General features: G+C 58.0%; 18 protein-coding genes and 1 pseudogene. 9 read left to right on the top strand and 10 right to left on the bottom strand.

Going from position 1 to position 17,498, the window contains the following annotated elements:
* Positions 1 to 352: 352 nt before the first annotated feature.
* Together AYK65_RS21180 and AYK65_RS21175 are read right to left on the bottom strand one after the other, a co-directional pair.
* Positions 353 to 745, bottom strand: coding sequence for a GFA family protein (locus AYK65_RS21180; protein WP_081160460.1), 393 nt, complete (start codon positions 743 to 745; stop codon positions 353 to 355).
* Between the two features lie 205 nt (positions 746 to 950).
* Complete coding sequence (locus AYK65_RS21175; RefSeq protein WP_244560063.1) at positions 951 to 2,246, bottom strand: LysR family transcriptional regulator; 1,296 nt, start codon at positions 2,244 to 2,246, stop codon at positions 951 to 953.
* On the opposite strand from AYK65_RS21175, the gene AYK65_RS21170 reads away from it, so the two are divergent.
* Complete coding sequence (locus tag AYK65_RS21170; protein ID WP_244560062.1) at positions 2,148 to 2,507, top strand: cupin domain-containing protein; 360 nt, start codon at positions 2,148 to 2,150, stop codon at positions 2,505 to 2,507. The two genes, AYK65_RS21175 and AYK65_RS21170, sit on opposite strands and share 99 nt — an antisense overlap.
* A gap of 675 nt (positions 2,508 to 3,182) precedes the next feature.
* On the opposite strand, the gene AYK65_RS21165 is transcribed toward AYK65_RS21170, so the two are convergent.
* Together AYK65_RS21165 and AYK65_RS21155 are read right to left on the bottom strand one after the other, a co-directional pair.
* Positions 3,183 to 3,449: a hypothetical protein gene (locus AYK65_RS21165; RefSeq protein ID WP_081160455.1), complete on the bottom strand. Its 267-nt coding sequence runs from the start codon at positions 3,447 to 3,449 to the stop codon at positions 3,183 to 3,185.
* A 987-nt stretch (positions 3,450 to 4,436) separates the two neighbouring features.
* Positions 4,437 to 4,733, bottom strand: coding sequence for a hypothetical protein (locus AYK65_RS21155; protein WP_081160452.1), 297 nt, complete (start codon positions 4,731 to 4,733; stop codon positions 4,437 to 4,439).
* A gap of 314 nt (positions 4,734 to 5,047) precedes the next feature.
* Between AYK65_RS21155 and AYK65_RS21145 the strand changes: the two genes are divergently transcribed.
* Entirely contained in the window at positions 5,048 to 5,311 is a 264-nt protein-coding gene (locus tag AYK65_RS21145) for a hypothetical protein (RefSeq protein ID WP_081160450.1), read from the top strand.
* Positions 5,312 to 5,902: 591 nt separating this feature from the next.
* Here AYK65_RS21145 and AYK65_RS21140 read toward each other — a convergent pair.
* Positions 5,903 to 6,205 carry a hypothetical protein gene (locus AYK65_RS21140; protein WP_081160449.1) on the bottom strand — a complete coding sequence of 101 codons (303 nt, stop codon included), beginning with the start codon at positions 6,203 to 6,205 and terminating at the stop codon, positions 5,903 to 5,905.
* A gap of 263 nt (positions 6,206 to 6,468) precedes the next feature.
* Between AYK65_RS21140 and AYK65_RS21135 the strand changes: the two genes are divergently transcribed.
* Both AYK65_RS21135 and AYK65_RS21130 read left to right on the top strand, forming a co-directional pair.
* On the top strand, positions 6,469 to 8,079 hold the full coding sequence (locus tag AYK65_RS21135; protein WP_081160447.1) for an RcgA family putative transporter: 1,611 nt from the start codon (positions 6,469 to 6,471) through the stop codon (positions 8,077 to 8,079).
* Positions 8,069 to 9,094: an alpha/beta fold hydrolase gene (locus AYK65_RS21130; RefSeq protein ID WP_081160446.1), complete on the top strand. Its 1,026-nt coding sequence runs from the start codon at positions 8,069 to 8,071 to the stop codon at positions 9,092 to 9,094. The genes AYK65_RS21135 and AYK65_RS21130 overlap by 11 nt, the downstream gene beginning before the upstream one ends.
* Positions 9,095 to 9,179: 85 nt before the next feature.
* On the opposite strand, the gene AYK65_RS21125 is transcribed toward AYK65_RS21130, so the two are convergent.
* Both AYK65_RS21125 and AYK65_RS21120 read right to left on the bottom strand, forming a co-directional pair.
* Positions 9,180 to 10,250 carry a sensor histidine kinase gene (locus tag AYK65_RS21125; RefSeq protein WP_081160444.1) on the bottom strand — a complete coding sequence of 357 codons (1,071 nt, stop codon included), beginning with the start codon at positions 10,248 to 10,250 and terminating at the stop codon, positions 9,180 to 9,182.
* Between the two features lie 199 nt (positions 10,251 to 10,449).
* Positions 10,450 to 11,451: a YihY/virulence factor BrkB family protein gene (locus AYK65_RS21120; RefSeq protein ID WP_081160443.1), complete on the bottom strand. Its 1,002-nt coding sequence runs from the start codon at positions 11,449 to 11,451 to the stop codon at positions 10,450 to 10,452.
* A gap of 457 nt (positions 11,452 to 11,908) precedes the next feature.
* On the opposite strand from AYK65_RS21120, the gene AYK65_RS21115 reads away from it, so the two are divergent.
* The gene (locus AYK65_RS21115) at positions 11,909 to 12,718 is read left to right on the top strand and encodes a pirin family protein (protein WP_081160441.1); all 810 of its coding nucleotides are present in this window, start codon (positions 11,909 to 11,911) and stop codon (positions 12,716 to 12,718) included.
* 150 nt (positions 12,719 to 12,868) lie between these two features.
* On the opposite strand, the gene AYK65_RS21110 is transcribed toward AYK65_RS21115, so the two are convergent.
* Entirely contained in the window at positions 12,869 to 13,141 is a 273-nt protein-coding gene (locus AYK65_RS21110; RefSeq protein ID WP_081160440.1) for a hypothetical protein, read from the bottom strand.
* Positions 13,142 to 13,182: 41 nt separating this feature from the next.
* Positions 13,183 to 13,410, bottom strand: coding sequence for a hypothetical protein (locus AYK65_RS21105; RefSeq protein ID WP_081160438.1), 228 nt, complete (start codon positions 13,408 to 13,410; stop codon positions 13,183 to 13,185).
* Between the two features lie 269 nt (positions 13,411 to 13,679).
* On the opposite strand from AYK65_RS21105, the pseudogene AYK65_RS33955 reads away from it, so the two are divergent.
* Positions 13,680 to 13,943: pseudogene (locus tag AYK65_RS33955) on the top strand (spore coat protein U domain-containing protein); the annotation flags it as partial.
* Positions 13,874 to 14,272: a response regulator gene (locus AYK65_RS21100; protein WP_081160436.1), complete on the top strand. Its 399-nt coding sequence runs from the start codon at positions 13,874 to 13,876 to the stop codon at positions 14,270 to 14,272. The pseudogene AYK65_RS33955 and the gene AYK65_RS21100, both read left to right, overlap by 70 nt.
* 10 nt (positions 14,273 to 14,282) lie before the next feature.
* Here AYK65_RS21100 and AYK65_RS21095 read toward each other — a convergent pair whose 3' ends face one another.
* Positions 14,283 to 15,914 carry a putative bifunctional diguanylate cyclase/phosphodiesterase gene (locus tag AYK65_RS21095; RefSeq protein ID WP_081160476.1) on the bottom strand — a complete coding sequence of 544 codons (1,632 nt, stop codon included), beginning with the start codon at positions 15,912 to 15,914 and terminating at the stop codon, positions 14,283 to 14,285.
* 765 nt (positions 15,915 to 16,679) lie between these two features.
* Between AYK65_RS21095 and AYK65_RS33195 the strand changes: the two genes are divergently transcribed.
* Positions 16,680 to 16,838 (top strand): hypothetical protein, encoded by a 159-nt coding sequence (locus tag AYK65_RS33195; RefSeq protein WP_244560061.1) that lies wholly within the window; start codon positions 16,680 to 16,682, stop codon positions 16,836 to 16,838.
* 173 nt (positions 16,839 to 17,011) lie between these two features.
* Entirely contained in the window at positions 17,012 to 17,224 is a 213-nt protein-coding gene (locus AYK65_RS21085) for a hypothetical protein (protein ID WP_081160431.1), read from the top strand.
* Positions 17,225 to 17,498: the final 274 nt, after the last annotated feature.

Below are 17,498 nucleotides of genomic sequence, written 5' to 3'. Positions count from 1 at the left end.
CATTTCAACCTGGCCGCCACAGTTATAACATTGCGTCTTACGATGGGTGACGACTCGGGGGTATTCGACGCAATGTTCGACACGGACACGGCCGACGACAGTATCGACAGCAGTGTGGTCTCAGCACATTATTGTGGTACAGCCGCAAAGGAGATCGGCCGAATGAGCTCCGATGGCGAATATCCAGTAGAATTGCCGGGTTACCGAACCGCTTCGGGTTCAGATAACGGTATTTGTTCGAGATATCGAACCTCCCAATGGAGGCCCGGCAGTCCCTCAGCCCCAACCCCGCCGCCGGGCCTCCGTGTCCTAAAACGCACCTCGTGGCCGCGGCTCGCGCCGTTCGTGCGACCTACCCCTCGGAGCGGGTCGTGGCGTCACGATCGCGCTCATATCGTTTCTTGAGTGGAAACGGCGGCAACCAGGACTCGCGGCGGATGGTCCAGAGTTCGTAGGTTGGCATCAGTTGGTCAGGGGCATCTAGGGATCCCAGGTTCACTTCGATTTCGTCTGCGGCGCGCGCGAAAACAGGCGAGCCGCAGCGGGGACAGAAAAACCGCCCGGCGTAGTCGCGTGTTTCACCTTCGACTGTCACCGCATCCTGAGGGAAGATCGCGGAAGCGTGAAATAGGGCGCCATGATGTTTGCGGCAGTCGAGACAGTGACACAGGCCGACCCGGTATGGCACTCCCGACGCCACAATTCGGACCCTACCGCACAGGCAACCTCCCGTGAAACGGTCCATCCTGCCTCTCCTCCAAACCATGGCCCACGACGAAACCTCTGGCGGTTTACATCTAAAAGTTGGGCACGACAATTCGCCAACGATCTCTAGCCATTACAGGGGCCGGAGCGAAGTGCCTCGGCAGAAGGGTGAGACCAGCTGAGGAAATGGGGGCGCCTCTTCGCTGCTCCCGTTTCTTTTAGCCCCGTGCCCACGCGCCGCGACTTCAGTCTCCGGTGCTTTCGACGTCGGCGGGGAGGTCTGCGAACCCAAGGGCGTCGACCGCCTCCAGAATCTGTTGTCGAATCCACCGGTGCGGTGGTTCGTCGTCGTGGCGAGCGTGCCAGTACATCCTTATTTCCGGAACGGGAATCGAGAGAGGCGGCTCATAGATGATGATGGGCAGTGTCTTTGCAGCCACCTCGGCAAACTGGCGAGGTACCGCGGCAAGATAATTTCCACTGGCGACCGCCAAGGCGATGGCCTGGAAGTGCGGTAACGCCAGACTTACGCGGCGCGCGCGCCCGATTCTGCTCAAGGCTTCATCAGTGAAGCCCGACATTGATCCGTCAATGGAGCGAATGGCGTGGGGTAGTTCGCAGAAAAGCTCCATCGGCAAAGCCCCGCCGTCATCGATCCCAACGCGCCCGATCGCCGCGTTGTCCCTGGCTGCAATGACCGCGAAGGGCGAATGGAAAAGGAGCGCGCTCGACACCCAATCGGGAATCTCCAGGGGGCGCTCGAGTGCCGCGTCGATTTCATCGTCCTGCAGCAGCCTCGATACGTCGCCGCGGGCGCTGTCCAGGAACCTGAGTGATACGCCAGGCGCGACGCTTGCGATGCGCGCCGCCAGTGACGGCATCAGGAGCATCGAGAAGAAATCCGCCCCCATGAGCGTGAAGGTTCGTTCGAGCTCGGCGGGCTCGAAACTCTTGGTCGCATGGAAGACGCGCTCTATCTCGCTCAGCGCCCGGCGCACCGGTTCCGCCAGGCTCTCCGCGCGTGGGGTGGGCAACATTTCATTACCGCGGCGCACGAACAACTGATCGTTCAGGGCATGCCGCAAGCGGTTGAGCGCCGCACTGACTGCGGGCTGGCTCAAGCCGATCTGTTCGCCGGCGCGCGTTACGCTTCTCTCCCGCAAGAGGGCATCGAGCACTCGGATGAGATTGAGATCGAGCGCGTTCAAATTCATGGCGTCAATACGCTCCATACGATCATTCGATTTCCGTTGCCGATGATGCTTCGCTAGATCGCCATTGACGACGCCGCATCGGCATCGTCGATGAAGGGAGCAAGCATCATGACAATGACTATCAGCACTATCGAAGGCGCGGAACTCTTCTGGTTCAACAATACGCTTGTCGCGATCCACGTTTCGTCGGTCGCGGGGGAGGACGGCATCTGCATTGTCGAACATCGGATGCCTTATGGCGATTCCCCGCCGCTCCATGTACATCGCCGCGAAGACGAAGTGTTTCACATCCTGGAAGGAAGGATGCGGTTCAACATAGATGGTCACGAGCGCATTGCCGTTGCCGGCGAGACGGCGGTCGCGCCGAAAGGCCTTCCTCATACTTTCCGGGTCGAATCGCGCGAAGGGGCGCGGTGCCTGACCGTCACCCGTGGTTCGGATTTCGAAACACTCCTGCGTCAGATGGGTCGGCCGGCCAAGCGGCCGGAATTGCCGCCGCAAGCGGCGCCGACACCGGAAATCATCGCCGCTTTGACGCAGTGCTGCGCGAAGAACGGCATCGACATCGTCGGTGCGCCGCTGGCCTGAATGGCTCTGAACCGAGTCCTCCGCGCCGTCGGCGAGATCCGATTGAGTTATTCCCTTGAGCGCGCGCTGCAAGCGGATGCGACTGCCGACATGAACGTCGATGATATGCGGTGTTTTGTTGACCATGGCACGGCATTAGCGCGGCGCTCTTTTGGGTCATCACCGGAGACTACTTCACGTGAGTCAGCTTTGGCTCGGCGACGTCCATTCGGGAGGTGGGCCGCTGGGGAATGTCCATTCGCGGCCGGTCTTCTTCCTCAAATGTTCGAGTTGCTGATTCAACCGCTCGACCATTAAGTCGTCGAGAAAGACGACCAAACGCTCCCATTCGCGTGCGCCGCCGGCGTAGCAGCCCATATTAAAGCCTAGGTCGCCTCGGCGCGCACCCGCGACCGATCACCGGAAGAGATCCGCGACACCCTCATCGATGCCGCCGATGTGATCAGGACGTTGAAGATTGTGCTTGATGGGAAGGACTAAAGGGCGTTTACCCTGCCGATGCTTTTTCGAAGAGGCGTACCGGAATCGCGGAATCAGACCTTCCTCTCTGACCAACCCGCAGATAACGTCTCTGCGTAGCTGCATGTCTCGGCTACGTCCCGCATTCCACTGAAGGCAACTGGATATGCGGACTTGCCCCGCCGTCGTGCGGGGCTTTTTATTGGCTGATCTGCACTAACCGGCCCCGTCGGCACCGACGTCTATGTACCGGCCAATCGAGCGCAGGTAGGCGACGATCTCCGATTTTAGGAAATCCCGATCGCCGTATTTGTTGCCGATGCGGTCCAACTCGTCGGCTGCCGCTTCCATTTCGTCGATTTCGCCGAGCACATATCTATCATGCCCGATGGCGCAGATATTGCAGCCGGTCTTCAGAACGTCGTCGACGAACGTTGGGATATCACTTGCCTTCATCAGTTTTTGCTTGATGCTTTCCGCCATGGAGTCTGCTCCTGGTCACCGCCGTTTCGGCCGGTTGTCAGAGTAAGCAAAGGCGCTTCAGCTGGTAAACTCGCAAAGTGCGAGTCCGATCCACCTATCAACCGCGTCAGCACCAATATGCTCACGCCGCCCCTAGGCGCAGCAAACAAGCGCCCACACATACCAGAACACGCGAGACTGGATGGCGGCGGCGCGCGTTTCTGCTTCGGTGGCGATGTACTTGGCGATGACCTCGCTAGCGACCTTCTGCCGGTCGGTTTCGTTGTCGATGGACTTATCCAGCGAGGTTAGGATGCGATTGAGCGGGCCGTTTCTAACCCATTTTAGTTAAGAGAGTGAGCATTGCGCCTCGGTAGAGGTTGTGCTGCTATCGGCACTCAACCTGAGTGCCGCTATGTTCGATAATGAAGAGATCGACATCCCCTGCCCTGAATGCGGCCACGAGATCAGCAAGACGGTCGATTGGGTAAAAACAAACGATGAACTCTCGTGCAAAAGATGCGGGAGCGTTATCGAACTGGAGAACGAAAGACATTTGCTCATTATCGAGCACGTGACCCAGAGCATCACGAAACTCAGACGATCGCTCGCCAAGTCTCGAAAGGACGCTCGAGGCACGCGGAGGCCGCGGTGAGCTTGATCCGCCGCACTAGACCTTCGCCTCCTTCCCGTGCCAGTGCTAAACTGCCTCAGCTTAAACAAAGATAGGCCGATGCCTGAGAACCGCTACGACCCGGCAAACGGCACGTGGACGGTGTTCGACATCTTCACGGGTCGCGTGTGAATGACGTGGAGCAGGTCGGTTTGAGATGGAGCAGGCCGACGATCTGGTCGACCTGCTGAACCTGCTTTACATCAAGCGGCGACGTGGGCCGGTGCATTGAAGGTAGCTGGAGTCCTGGCCGCTCTTCGGCTTTGCACCGCGTCGATCCGGCCTCAGTTCATGTGCGATCGCAGAGTCCTGCATCACACCACGTCAGCGCGCCGCTAGAAATTCAAGTAGATGTTGACCCCAGGCCGCCGGTGATAGCGGTAATGGTCACGGTAGCCGTAGCTCTGGCTGTAGTCGTAGCGCGGGTAGCACCTGCCGTAGTAGCGACAGGAGCGCCAAGCGTGCCGCCTGTTCCAGTGGCTGTCTCTCCAATTGCGCCGGTGGCTGGCCTGCTCAACCGCGCCTGTCTGAACTCGTTCGAGCTTCGGCGCGAAGATCGGCGCGGCGCTTAACGGTGAGGCGAAAGACGCAACCAGGATTACGGCTGTGAGGGCCGGTAAGAACATACTCATGAAGGTCTCCTCCTCGGTGCTGATGAGCTTGCACAGTGGAGGCTGAACTGCCGATGAATGGCTCTCACAGAAAAGGCTCCTCGCTCGCGATTTGGCGTTCGGCTGCGCTCTGTAGATCGCGCATGAAGTGGCTAGTGGCCGCAGCTACGGCGATCGCAGTCCTGCTTCTGTTTTTGCTAATTTCGGGCATTGCCGACATCTCGTGCCAAGCAGGCAGCTGGGATCCAGGCAGATACACCTGCAAAACATACAGGAGTGGCGTCATAACAGTGAGATGCGTTCGCCCACCTCACCTTTGCATGCTATAAAGCCGGATGACCGAATCCGACCAGCAATACGAGTTCTCAGAACTCTCCGGCGAGTTCGTCGACGATGACGTAACCGTCATTTTGCGCATCTACCGTCCTGCTGACACCAACCTCGACTGGATGCTTGAGGTGCTCGACGAGGAAGGGAACACGACCGTCTGGGACGACACCTTCGACACCGATCGAGATGCGTTCGAAGAATTTCTCGCCACCGTACAGCGCGATGGGATCCGCAGCTTTCTCGATGAGCCGGTGCACAAGCTGCACTGACGCTTAACCGCGCAATCTCGCGCCAATAGCTTCCAATTCGCGGCCTCACCATCCGCAAGCACCACCACAAGAGGAGACACCGCCAAATGCGGTCGGCATTCGTGCCGGCGGCAAACGTGTTCCCTCTTATCTAGAGGTGCTTGTGGCGCCCACGGTTCCCTTAGACAAAATATACTCGAGCAACGAAGGAGCGGAACGTTTGCGCGTGGCTCGGCGGACGACGATCAAGCTCGGACGAGATCTCGGATCCTGCTCGAAGATTGGCGACGAATACCTGCTTAGCGAAGCGATTTGGCAGGCTCAACGAGCGATGCCGACCAGTTCCCAAGGACGCGCGGTGACCGTCAAAGGGTTCATGTCCGATGTGCGGCTTCAGCGATCTCTAGCATCGCTGACCCAGAAAAAACGAGGCCGGCCATGCACGCCGATGATTTTCTGGATGGCCTCCACACGCCGGAAGAAATCGCGCGAAGCATCTCGGCATCCAGCCGCGTTCAGATCTCTGCGCGAACGGTACGGGACACCGCCGCCGACATAATCGACGGCAGTGTGGTCTCAGCACATTATTGTGCAATCGGCATAAAAGGAGAGTCAGGAAACCGATGTGCTTGCCCGGCCGCGAGGGGCTTCCAAAAGGGAATTCATCTCATTGGCGGTCAAAGTGCTCCCGGTCGCGATCAGGTAAGCTGCCAGATAGGTCAGCTTCAGCCTCGCTTCCCGATCACCTCGCGGAGCGTAATTGATGATCGCCAGTCGGCCGGCTTCTTCTTTTCGCCCGACGTCTAGCAGAGCGTTTGCATAGGCAATGCTCGTAACCTCTGCGGTCGCTATGCCCTCATTGGACGCATGAACGGCATCCGCGGTCGCCCGCAGCGCAGCGATATGCTGATCCATCAAGTCGCAAAGGGAAACCGCAGTTTCCGCCCCACCCTCCTCTTTTTGTCCCGCCTTACGCTCCGGCGCTGACGCAATCAAAGCCGTGCTCGGGCGTGGAGAAATGGACCCGATACCACGGGCCGAACGCGAACTGGATGACGACAACAATAGCATGGTGGAATGCCTCACCGATCAAGTTGCATTGCGGGCGTTAAGACCATTGATTGGGGCTGAAGGCACGATAGGATACGAAACGATACGAAATTTGAGCCTGTAAGCCATTGGAAAAGAACGGAAAGATTTTTGTCGCACCGCCCAAGGACGGGAGCGATTTCAAGGAACTGTTCAAGCAGTTGGCCGCTGCGGGAGCAGGCCGGCCATTAGGCAGTGACGGGTTTCCGCAAGGCCCATGGACGCCGGAGCTTCTGGCAGAGGCGATTTCACAGATCGACTCCAACCGGATCGGGGTCGATTTGCGGACGGTGCAGCTCTGGTTTCAAGAGAACGAGAAGGGGATTAGCCCGTCCAACATTCGTTGGCTGGCGCGGATCCTTGGGTGCGACGATCCGGAAGCGACCAGCGAATGGCAGATGGAGCTCAGCGCGGCGCAATCACGGCTAACCGCCAAGAGGCGAGATTCGAAGAAGGCGGGTAGCAGCACGGCGCTGCGGGTTCCAGATATGCCGCCGCCTGTGACGGTCGATGATCAGACGCAGCCTGCGGGCGATCTGCCACAAGGCATTGATGCCACCCGGCGAAGACAGGGTTTCAGCTTGGCGAGAGTATCGGAGGCGCTTTTTAGCCATGGATCTCCCTTGAATCTACCGGCGTCGATATTCGCGGGTGCCTCCGCCCTTGGGTTTTTGTCGTATATCGTGGGGATTCACAGCGCCACCTATAGCCGGGCGGATGGTGTCGTTAAGCAGGTCGGTTTTCTATGGGCGCCGAACTGGACGTTCCTCTTCATGGTGCTCTTGCCGCTATTTTTCGCGTTCGTGATAGAGCTGCTGGTCTTCTGGAAACATGACGCGCGCTTCAGGCTGGTAGCGCCGGGCAACCCGTCGGAAAGCGACGATGCCTGGACGCGCAACGTCCAAGCCTATTCGTACACATACTGGGCGGTTTTCTTGATCTGCGTGTTGTTCGCCGGTCTTTTTCAGTGGATCGGCGTGTGCTTGATCCCGTTGATCAACGGCGGTGGCAACTATGCGGTAGATTGGGGCAAGTTAGCCATTGTGCACCCTGAAGTCATATCAGTGCCGATGACCATTGTGTTCACAGGTCTCGCATATCTCTACATGTGCCTCTGCTTTTATCTTTTTTTCGCGGGCCTCATTCTGCTTCATACGATCGTCCATGATCTTTGGAGAATTGAAGAGGCGTCAACGATGCGACCGGTGGAACATCGGCGCGAGGGCGGTGAAATCGGCCTTAGGGTGATGCGGGGAATTTTCCGGTGTACTGTCCTGGGTGTTCTGGTCGCCATATGCATGAAGGTCCAAAGCTCTTACCTGAGCTCGAACGGAAGAGATATCGTGACCTGGATAGCCCACGATATGTCTTCGGCCCTGTATGAGCGCCACGACGGCGGCAATAGCTTCAGCTATAGAATGCCAACGCACTACAGCAGCCTTCTAGTCGCCATTTCGACCTGTGTCGTTTTTCTGTACGGTTCCATCCGCTTGGGTGTCGGAAGGCGGTTTCGCGTGCCTCTATGGAGGATGTCTGCAGTCGTAGGGTTGCTGTTTGCCAGCTACTTGTTGATTGATGCCTTTGAGGGCTTTTCGATCCTCCTCGGCGTTGGAGTGCTGCTCGCGACATACGGCCTCTTTGATCCAGAGTTTGGGCGATGGCGAGCAAGCGAGTTAGGAAGCAACCAGAGTGTATCATAATTGGCTTGATCGTTGGGACGAGCGGCGGGCGCGGCGCGGTGAGGAAGCGAAGAAAGTAACGGATTTCATCCTCGACGCCGGGCGGGCCTTCCCGGGCGAGAAGAGGATAGAAACTATCGACGAGTTTTGTGTCCTTGCGGACCAGGCCCTGTCTGATTCAAGCTTTTACGATGAGCCGAGCGGGAGCGGTCAGGGCTTTGAAATGCACGATGGGTGGCTCAGATTTCCATCGGACATTTCTACTGACGTCGAAGAGAACAACGTCGTTTGGGCAAAAATCACCGAGAGCGGCTCGCTCGATCAGGCATTGGTGATTTTTCATCACTGGAATGCCAACGCCCGAAATCGTCAGATTGCCAAGTTTTTCTCGCAGCGTGGGATCTCGGTTGTCGAGATTGCTATGCCTTATCACTTCGAGCGCAGCCGTCCCGGCTCGCTGTATGCCGATTATATGCTTAGTTCGAATCTCGGGCGCACGATCCAGTCTGTAAGGCAGGCCGTATGGGATGGGCGAAAGCTCATCCGCTGGCTGAAGAGCGAAGGCTACCGAGAGGTCTCGGTTCTCGGCATGAGCCTTGGCTCCTGGGTTGCGGGATTGATTGCTGCCCATGATCCGGCCGTATCGAAGGCCTCGTTATTTTTGACGGCGGGTAGTCTCGCAGACATGGTTTGGACGGGGCGCGCGACCCGATCGATACGTGATGGCCTTGAGCCTGTAATTGAGCTCACCGATCTCCGAAGGGCTTGGGGTCCGCTCAACTTGGAGAATTACGCGCATAATCTGGCACGGTCCGATCTCGAACTTCACGTCGTGTTGGCTACGAGGGACAAGGTGGTGTTGCCCGATCTATCGAGACGCCTCATTCAGAAGCTGAAGGACGCCGGAGTCAGGCCGAATGTTTTGGAACTGAACTGCGGTCACTATTCGCTCGCCATGCCGCCTTACATTTTACTGGCGGGTTTGAGCTTGAAGCGGTTTCTATCGGGTGCGGACAAGTCGGCCCGGCGAATATGAAGTTGGCGTCGTGAAAGGACCGTCGCGCTGGCAGGGTTGCACTCTTCGGCTTACTTCAACGTGGCGGCCGGCAGGGACGAGAATGTCAAGAAGAGCTGTGCCTGAAAATAATCGTTGCACGTGTGCCCTTACCTGGACTGGAGGTCACTTGGAGATCGGCCTTTGAGTTTTCGCGCAACGACTGTGCGATCAACTCGCCCAGCTTACCGTGTTGGGGCCAAGTCTCCCCGTCCGGAAGTCCTATTCCGTCGTCCGCGACGATCACGCAGTATCCAGCTTCGTCAAAGGTGCTGTGTAGAGTGATAAGCCCTCCTTCTCGCCCAATGAACGCGTGCTTGAGAGAGTTTGTGAGCAGTTCGTTGACGACCAGTCCGGCTGGCATAGCGACGTTAATTGAAGCGGGATAGGGATCAATTTTCATGTCGAGGCTGACCCCATCGCAAGCGTTCGATGCCATAACGGCGGATGCAATCTGACCGATATAGATGCCGAGGTCGACTTCCTGGCTGCTCTCCCCCTTTTGCAAGGCTTGATAGAGGGTGGTCAGTGCGTCAATCCGGCCGGCCAACCTTTCGAACGCCCTCGTGTCTGGTGCTGGGCTGCTGCGTGCTTCAAGGCGGATGAGTGCCGTTATCATCTGAAGATTGTTCTTCACGCGATGTTGCAGCTCTCGAAGCAACAGATCTTGCTCTTTGATGCGATTTTCGAGCTCCTCGCGTTCGGCCTGCTTGTGTTCCGTCACATCGACAAGGGCGACGAGTCGGAAACGCGGCGTTCCCTCGTCGTCTTCAACCACACTGGAATAAACGTCGATGATGATCGTCGTGTCCCCCGCATTTCTCTTGAAGGTTCCGACACGATCGGTCTGAACGACAACAGCCTGACCGAGCGACGAGATCTCCTGCGCGATGACGGGCTCTGCTTCAAGCACGCCCCACTCTCGGTTCTCAACCTCCGCCGCGGTCAAACCTGAGAGGCGCTCGAATTCAGGGTTGGCGTAGATTATCCGCTCGCCCCGGGTACCAATTTTAGATACGAGGAGAGCGATCGGCACTTGGTCGAGAAATCGTTTGAATTGTTTGTTTTCAAGGGCCTCCGCCAGGTCGGCGTTGGCGAGAAGTCGGTCGACCTGTTCAGGCAAATTTTCGGAAGTCATTCCAGGTCCCCCGGTTAGGAATCGAAGTGTAACAGAAATATTGGCATGCGCTGGAATTATGACGCGATCGGGCAACGGGCGGGAATTCGCGTGCGGTCACGAACTTCGCTCGGGAGCGGCGTAAATGCCTTATCATCCTATTTCGCGGCCGCCCCCCTCGCCCGTTTAGCGGCCCAAGTTCGAACGGGCAGAGCGAAGCTCAATCGCTTTTCTCGCCAATCGTGTCGGCCACATAAGCATCGCGCTTACCCATCTTCTCGGGGCGCCCCGTGGTGGAATCGCGCGCCGTCTGGTGCTCGAGTTCGGCGTTGATCTCGGCACCTACGATAATGATGATCGTGGATACCCAGATCCAAAGCATGAAGCCGATTAAAGCCCCCATGGCACCATAGGTGGCGTTGTAATTCGCGAAGTTGTCGATGTAGAACGAGAACAACAGGGACGCCGGCAACCAGGAGAGCGTGCTGAACGCCGCGCCCCAGGTCAGCCACCTCAGCTTCGGGGGGTCCCGGTCGGGTCCATACCGGTAAAGCAGGGTTATCCCCGCGAAAATCAGCAGCAGCAGCAAGGGCCAGCGCGCGAGCTTAGCGAGGCTCTCCAGCGTGTGGCCGATCGGCAGAAAGGCAAGAATGGCCGGTAGTACCGCGATCGCTGCGATCAGCACAGCCGTGACGAGCAGGCCGCCAAAGGTAAAGCAAACGCTCAGTAGTGTCAGCCGGACGAAGCCGCGCTTTTCCTCCTCGTCGTATGCAATGTTCATCGCTTCGATTAGTGAGGCTATCCCGTTACGCGCACTCCAGAGCGCCACGAACAAGCCGGCTAGAAAACCGATACTGAGGCTCGATGCCCTTTGTGACGTGATCGCCTGCAACTGATCCGTGACCAACTGGAGCGCTTGCGCCGGCATGACCGCGGCAATGGAGTTGATCTGCTCGGCAATGGCGGCCGGATCCGAAATCAGGCCATAAATCGAGACGAGCGAGGTCAAGGCTGGAAACAGAGCGAGGAGCACATAGAAGGTCACCCCGGCCGCGACGAGCGTTACGCGATCTTCACTCACCTGCGCAACCACACGCCAGAAAACGTCGCGCATTCCGCGCGCGGGTATGTCGCCAGGAGTGGCTGCGTCCCTGCCCCTCTCCTTCTCGCTTTGGACGGCTGTCTCTTCCTTGCCTTCTTCTTCGCTCCCGTCAGTTTGCATTTTAGGCCTCGAATAGCATTGCCGAGAAGCAGGCGGCGCGAATGCCTCGCGCTATGCATGTGGCTAGCACCAGAAGGCGGAGCGACATTCGACTGTTGACGACCTCGGCAGGATGATTGTTCACGTAGCCGTCTCAAACAGAGCACTCGACGCCTTGTTCCCCTCGAACGGCTTCAGCTGAGCTGGTCTCGTACTTAAAGCGCCCAGACACCACCACACGGGCATTCGCCCGCGCGGTGTGATCGGCAGGCGATGGCATCAGGCAGGGATTCGCCGGAGAGCAGCCCATGTCGCGAGCCAGCTCGCCTACCTCGCCCCTCGCCAAAGGTACGCGCCCTTACGCCCCAGCCGTGACGGACGCCTGAGCGATGAAGCGCTGCTCCTTTCGATTGACGCGACGTTCCGGCGGGCAGCTAATGATCGATCTCATCATCCTCGCTGGAGGGAGGAGGACGCTGTGCTGCTCAAAGGCGGTCGTACATTTATCGTGCGCAACATGGTGGGTTTCATCGTACGCATCAACATGCCCGGATGGCTGAAACCGAAACCTACGGATCACGGTCATGGTCCGCTTGCCATGGTCGTGGAATCGATCCTTGATCCCGGACGGCTCATTGCCATGCACGAGCACCAGAACGACGAGATCATTTCGTGGGTGCCCGACGGCGTCATGCGCCACGAGGACAAGACCACCGGTCAACTGGTAATGGACAGCAACCATCTGATGGTGATGAATGCCGGACGCAGTTTCTGGCATTCTGAAGCAACGTCGTCATCCGATCCGCCTCTGCGCATGCTTCAGATCTTCGTGCGGCCGCGTGCAGCCGATCTCGATCCCACGATTCAGCACGGGCCGATTCCACCGCGGAGGCGGAACAGTTGGCGACACCTTGTCGGACCGGAAGGAGGCGACGCCCCCTTCCACGTTCGCAATACCGTCGACCTGTTTGACGTCCGGCTGGAGCCAGGTGCGCACGTACGATTCCCGCATATGCGGGGCCGCAATCTCTACTTCTATGTTTTCAGCGGCTCGCTGGTTGCCGCGGGCCAGACGTTCGCCGAGGGCGAACAGGGTCTGCTGCTCTCCGACGGCGCTCTGTTGCTGGAGTCGGTGGCCGAGAGCTTGGTCGTCGCATTTTTGATCGATCCTAACGCATCCATCACCCGGAAGGGGACGGTGGGCGACCACCGAAGAATCCCACCGGCCATCCTCATCCGCGCGCTGAGGACATGGCGACAACTGCGCAATTGGAGGCGATCTTCCTGACTTGGCCAGACTTGGCCATTGTATGGGAGACTCTGACGGACCAGCTGGATGTGGACGAGGGATAGCTGGGGAAGCACAGCCGGAGCCCTGCGCATCCATCGCTCGAACCTACCGAACTGCCTATAGCGAAGCATCGTTGAGGGTGGCCGTTCATGGCTCATCCCTATCAAGCGAGCAGGCCTGCAGATCGTCCTCATCGAAAACCACCTCAGCGACTGCATACGGAGGACCGATAAACCAGCCTGCCGCATTTGCCTGCTCATACGTGAGCGTTTCGTGCGTGGTTCTGCGACCGTCGACGGTTGTCGTTTTAACCTGATCGATGCGGATGGCGACAACTGTTCGTGTACCGACCTCGGTACACCGCCACCTGCTCTTCCCGCACCAGAAGTCGAGGCCGATGTGAAACTCGGAGTGCTCCATGTTGATCTCGCAAATAGCATTGGCCGGTCGCGACTCCGTCCTCACTTGCGCGTCAGATGAGGACAGGCAGTCGCGTCAAACCGCTGCTTGCCATCCTTGTCTCCGCGCCACGGATCCCAAAACGACTTGCTCGATTGTGGCTCCTCAAACCTGAGGTCGAGCGCGCGCAGAGCCGCGCGCTCGCGGCGGTGCTCCTCCAGCTTGAAACGCTTGTCGCTCTCGGCGGTCGTCACGCCGGTGATCGGACTCCTACGTCTGGATCGTGCCATGGCGCACCCTCTCACTTTGCCCCGTTTTATATCCCATCATCGTTTGGTTGATAAAGGCTGGTTTATTTGTGACCTCGATTTGGCGGGTGCCGCTTTTCATCTCAGCTGTGATTGCCCCCCCCTTCCCAATTCACCCTCGAGTATAGCCATTGTTTTGGCGCAACGCCCAAGCGCCCCTCGACATCAGGCAGCCGATACGTCGGCTACGGCCTTGACAAGGACGCGGCGGCCCAAACCCAGCCTCTGGGCAATTCCGTCGGCAAACAGCTGACCGGCACAGTGCAGAACTTGCCTTGCCTTTCTATCGACGTATTCCGCCGCAGTCGACATCGCCAGCCGGCACATACAGCGACACGGTTGTTGTGATGGTCTCGTATCGATCCACGTCCCCGACTCTTCGATGGAACAGTTGCCTTGCGTCGGCGTTTCCCGCCATCACGCGGGGACAGGTCGAGACACTTCTGTGGAACTGGTCACAATCTTGCTCGTCGAAGACGAGGGGCTGCTTTTGGTCGAGTTTGAAAAGGCTCTGACCGAGTCAGGTTTCCAGGTCCTTGCCTTCTCCAACGGAGCTGAGGCGATCGCATCTCTCAGGTGCGAAGAAATTACTGTCGGGGGCGTGATCACTGATGTCCGGCTCCTGGATCGGGCTCCCGACGGGTGGGAGGTGGCCCGCATTGCTCGCGAGATCGACCCTGAAATGCCCGTCGTCTACATCAGCGGCGACGGCGCCGCCGATTGGCCGTCCAAGGGCGTTCCGAACAGCATCATGCTCCCAAAGCCGTTCGCCATGCCGCAAATGATCACCGCGATCTCGCAGCTTTTGAACGAACGTTCAGTGAACTCCCCAACCAGCACGTGAACCAGCTCCTCTATTGGGTCGCCATTGATGATTGCTGAAGGAAAGCTTCAATCTCCTCGGCGGGCATGGCTTCGCCAAACAAATGTCCCTGTAGGCGGTCGCACCCTCGCCTGCGAAGCCAGTCCGCCTGAGCTGCGGTTTCGACGCCCTCCGCTGTGACCCGCATTCCCAGTCCGTGCGCAAGCGCGATGACTGCGCGAACGATGGACTGGCTTTTGTCGTCGGTTTCGACGTCCTTGATGAAGTATCGGTCGATCTTGATCGTGTCGAAAGGGAAGTTCTTCAGATATGCCAAGGACGAATATTGCGTCCCGAAGTCATCGAGCGAGATGCGGACCCCCAGCACCTCCAACGTGTGCAGCGTGTCGAGGTTGTTGACCGTGCGCTCGAGCAATACCGACTCTGTGATTTCCAGCTCAAGGCGTTCTGGGGACAGACCCGCGGAATCGAGGATATGGGCGACACGGTCGGTGAGCCCTTTGCGCAGGAATTCGGCCGGCGACAGGTTGACCGCTACTGTGAAATGCTCCGGCCAAGTCATCGCTTGTCGGCAGGCCTGCTCCAGCACCCATTCCCCGATCTCTCCCATCAGCCCGTCCGCTTCCGCCATCGGAATGAACAGGCCTGGCGGGACGATCCCCGCATAAGGGTGCTGCCACCGCAGCAGCGCCTCGAAGCCAATGATCGCATCGGCTTCTATCACCGGTTGGTATTCGAGGAAGAATTGCCGTTCCTGCAGGGCGACGCGCAGACTGCGCCTTAGCATCTCCCGCTGTTCCAACATGATGAGCATCGAGCGATTGAAACTTCTCGCTCGCCCGCGTCCGTCGTTCTTGGCAGCATAGAGCGCGATATCCGCAGCCTTCATCAATTGTTCGCCACCGTTGCCGTCCTCCGGCGCGATCGCGATCCCGACGCTCGCTCCGACGAACACATCGATCCCCTCGACGGTGAAGGGCTCTTTGAAGGCATTCACGATCAATTCCGCCAAGCGTTCGGCCTCCATCGGCCACCCGCCACGCTGGATGACGGCGAATTCATCTCCGGCGAGCCGATAAGCGACGTCTCCCTCACCCAGGACCGCCTGAAGTCGCTCAGCGGTCCCTTGGAGCACGAGATCACCCGCACCATGCCCGAGTGTGTCGTTGACAGGTTTAAAGTCGTCGAGATCGATTTGCATGAGTGCGAGGCTTTCCCCGCCCTCCACTGGAAGACGGGCGTCCAAGTCGTCGCTGAATTGCCGACGATTGGGTAATCCGGTCAACACATCGTGCATCGCCTGGTGGCGAAGGAGATCGCGTTCGTTTCTCTCGGAATTTGACGACAATGGCGGGCCTGCGGCCTCTTCCATCTCGAAGATCCCGAGAACCGCAGGTTCCGCGCGAAAGATGAACAGCTTCCGAGACGAGGCAATGTCGATGCTGCGGGGGAACCCTGTGGAAAGCACCGACTCCACTATGAGCTTATGGGAGCTCGAGAGCTCTGGATAGACACTCCATACCGTCGCCTGCGACGAAGCAGCGATCTGATATTTTTGCCCGAGCGCTGCGGAACAGCCGATAAGTCTGGTATTCTCGTAGAACGAGATTAACTCGTCGGCTTCCCTCAAAGGCGAACCAAACGCCGCGTCGAAATCAGTCATTCCCGAGCTTTCTTGGGTCCAGAGATTAACGCGTAGATTGCCCGCCAATTGTTCGACCACCGGCTCCTCCGCTCTGCAGAAGCGGCTTTTGCATTGATGCGCCTCTACGTTGGATCCAGCCCGGTCTCTCTCAGAGATATCGCAATAGCTGTGGTGGTCAACTGCGGTACGACCAGAGTAATATAGATTTCTGAAATCCTGTTTCGTCACCGGCACGGTCTTAAAGTAGGCGTAGGGCACACGGTGCATAGCGCGAGCTTTAAGCACGGAAGAATTAGCCGCCGATTGATTTGGCGCAAAAGCCGGGCGAGGAATATAAGCTATTGGTGATTTGTTAGTGACTGTGTCAGGCCAGACTATCGAAATGACAGAAGCGAGCACCGGCACAGAGGACGCGAGCAGCGTCTAGGACAAAGCATTCAGCCTTGGACATCCAACACTTGCTATTCTTGAACAGGAGGAGCGCCAGTATGGCTGAAGCACGGAATAGCTTCGGCGGCTTCTCGTTCAACCGCCCCGGGAATCCTGGTTGGAATTAAACCGACGTTCAACTCTTAGCAATACATACGCAAGTGAGAACATCAGTTCGATCTAAAGTTGGTGAGGATGAGCGAGTTCCAAAACAAAGCCGTTCGACTCATGGCGGAGGGCACCGGAGAGGCTTCAGCAAGTGATCTCGAGGCGCGCCAGAGGAACCTCTTGGCTGCGGCACTAGAGTTGTACTGTGCCCTCGGGGGATCGTTTGAGCTACTTGAGGCTTGCATAATGCAAGATGAGGCAGACCCTCGACGGGTTGACCTGATCATAGGCGATCTGATGAACGAATTGGCGGTCATCAGTCACATGCATGACATGGACATGATGCAAGCCGCTTACAACACGCTCGACCTGCGACTCCGAGAAATCGCAGCTACGCTGGCATAGTGGACGCGGTACCTCATGAGAAATCGCCCGCGCTTGCTGGCGCCCCGCCCTCGGTCCGCTGGTGCTGTCGCGCACTGCATGCGGCAGGAATGAAGAGCATCTGTTCGGTCAGCTGGATGCAAGCTTCCCACAAGCAACGCTAAATATTCTAAAATCATGATGGAGGGGATTTTTTGACATATGTCTTTGAAGTCATCGATGATCGCGGGCAGTGTCGCGTGTACATCGCCTCGCACATGCGTCGCAAGGCAGATAAACTGATCGTGCGGCATCGAGATGCGGAAGTTGGCATCGAAATTTTTCGGATTTGCGACTGGTGCGCAGTTGACGAAGACGAAGCGCCACAATTCAACGGCAGGCGAACTGGTTCGTTCCATGATTGTTGAGGGGCCGCTTTCCAGCCTTCGGCAGCACCGTTAGATTTCGGGCTGATGCTTGCTATTGCCCCCGGTCAGCATCCTTCTAAAGGCGTGAACTCGCCAGTGTCTCCCAACATGCGCCGCTCTTCTTTATGCTGCCTAGGCCATTGACAGCGTCAACGGCTGCCATACATCCCGGGAAAGGTTGCATGCGCGACGAGTTGTTTCGCGTAATGCGACAGCCGAATGGCACGCAAAGCGGGCTGCGGCTTCGACATCCTTTCCGCTTTGCAGAGTTCGC

It is taken from the genome of Ensifer aridi, from assembly GCF_002078505.1.
GTDB classification, from domain to species: Bacteria; Pseudomonadota; Alphaproteobacteria; order Rhizobiales; family Rhizobiaceae; genus Sinorhizobium; species Sinorhizobium aridi.
The sequence above is the reverse complement of the archived record's forward strand: the minus strand, read 5'-3'. Positions and strand labels throughout refer to the sequence as shown.

Coding starts and splice junctions, on each gene's coding strand:
- AYK65_RS21170 (WP_244560062.1), top strand. CDS start 2,148: ATGCCTTATGGCGATTCCCCGCCGCTCCATGTACATCGCCGCGAAGAC.
- AYK65_RS21095 (WP_081160476.1), bottom strand. CDS start 15,914: ATGACTGATTTCGACGCGGCGTTTGGTTCGCCTTTGAGGGAAGCCGAC.
- AYK65_RS21145 (WP_081160450.1), top strand. CDS start 5,048: ATGACCGAATCCGACCAGCAATACGAGTTCTCAGAACTCTCCGGCGAG.
- AYK65_RS21105 (WP_081160438.1), bottom strand. CDS start 13,410: ATGGCACGATCCAGACGTAGGAGTCCGATCACCGGCGTGACGACCGCC.
- AYK65_RS21165 (WP_081160455.1), bottom strand. CDS start 3,449: ATGGCGGAAAGCATCAAGCAAAAACTGATGAAGGCAAGTGATATCCCA.
- AYK65_RS21140 (WP_081160449.1), bottom strand. CDS start 6,205: ATGGATCAGCATATCGCTGCGCTGCGGGCGACCGCGGATGCCGTTCAT.
- AYK65_RS21155 (WP_081160452.1), bottom strand. CDS start 4,733: ATGAGTATGTTCTTACCGGCCCTCACAGCCGTAATCCTGGTTGCGTCT.
- AYK65_RS21125 (WP_081160444.1), bottom strand. CDS start 10,250: ATGACTTCCGAAAATTTGCCTGAACAGGTCGACCGACTTCTCGCCAAC.
- AYK65_RS33195 (WP_244560061.1), top strand. CDS start 16,680: ATGCAAGATGAGGCAGACCCTCGACGGGTTGACCTGATCATAGGCGAT.
- AYK65_RS21110 (WP_081160440.1), bottom strand. CDS start 13,141: ATGGAGCACTCCGAGTTTCACATCGGCCTCGACTTCTGGTGCGGGAAG.
- AYK65_RS21180 (WP_081160460.1), bottom strand. CDS start 745: ATGGACCGTTTCACGGGAGGTTGCCTGTGCGGTAGGGTCCGAATTGTG.
- AYK65_RS21120 (WP_081160443.1), bottom strand. CDS start 11,451: ATGCAAACTGACGGGAGCGAAGAAGAAGGCAAGGAAGAGACAGCCGTC.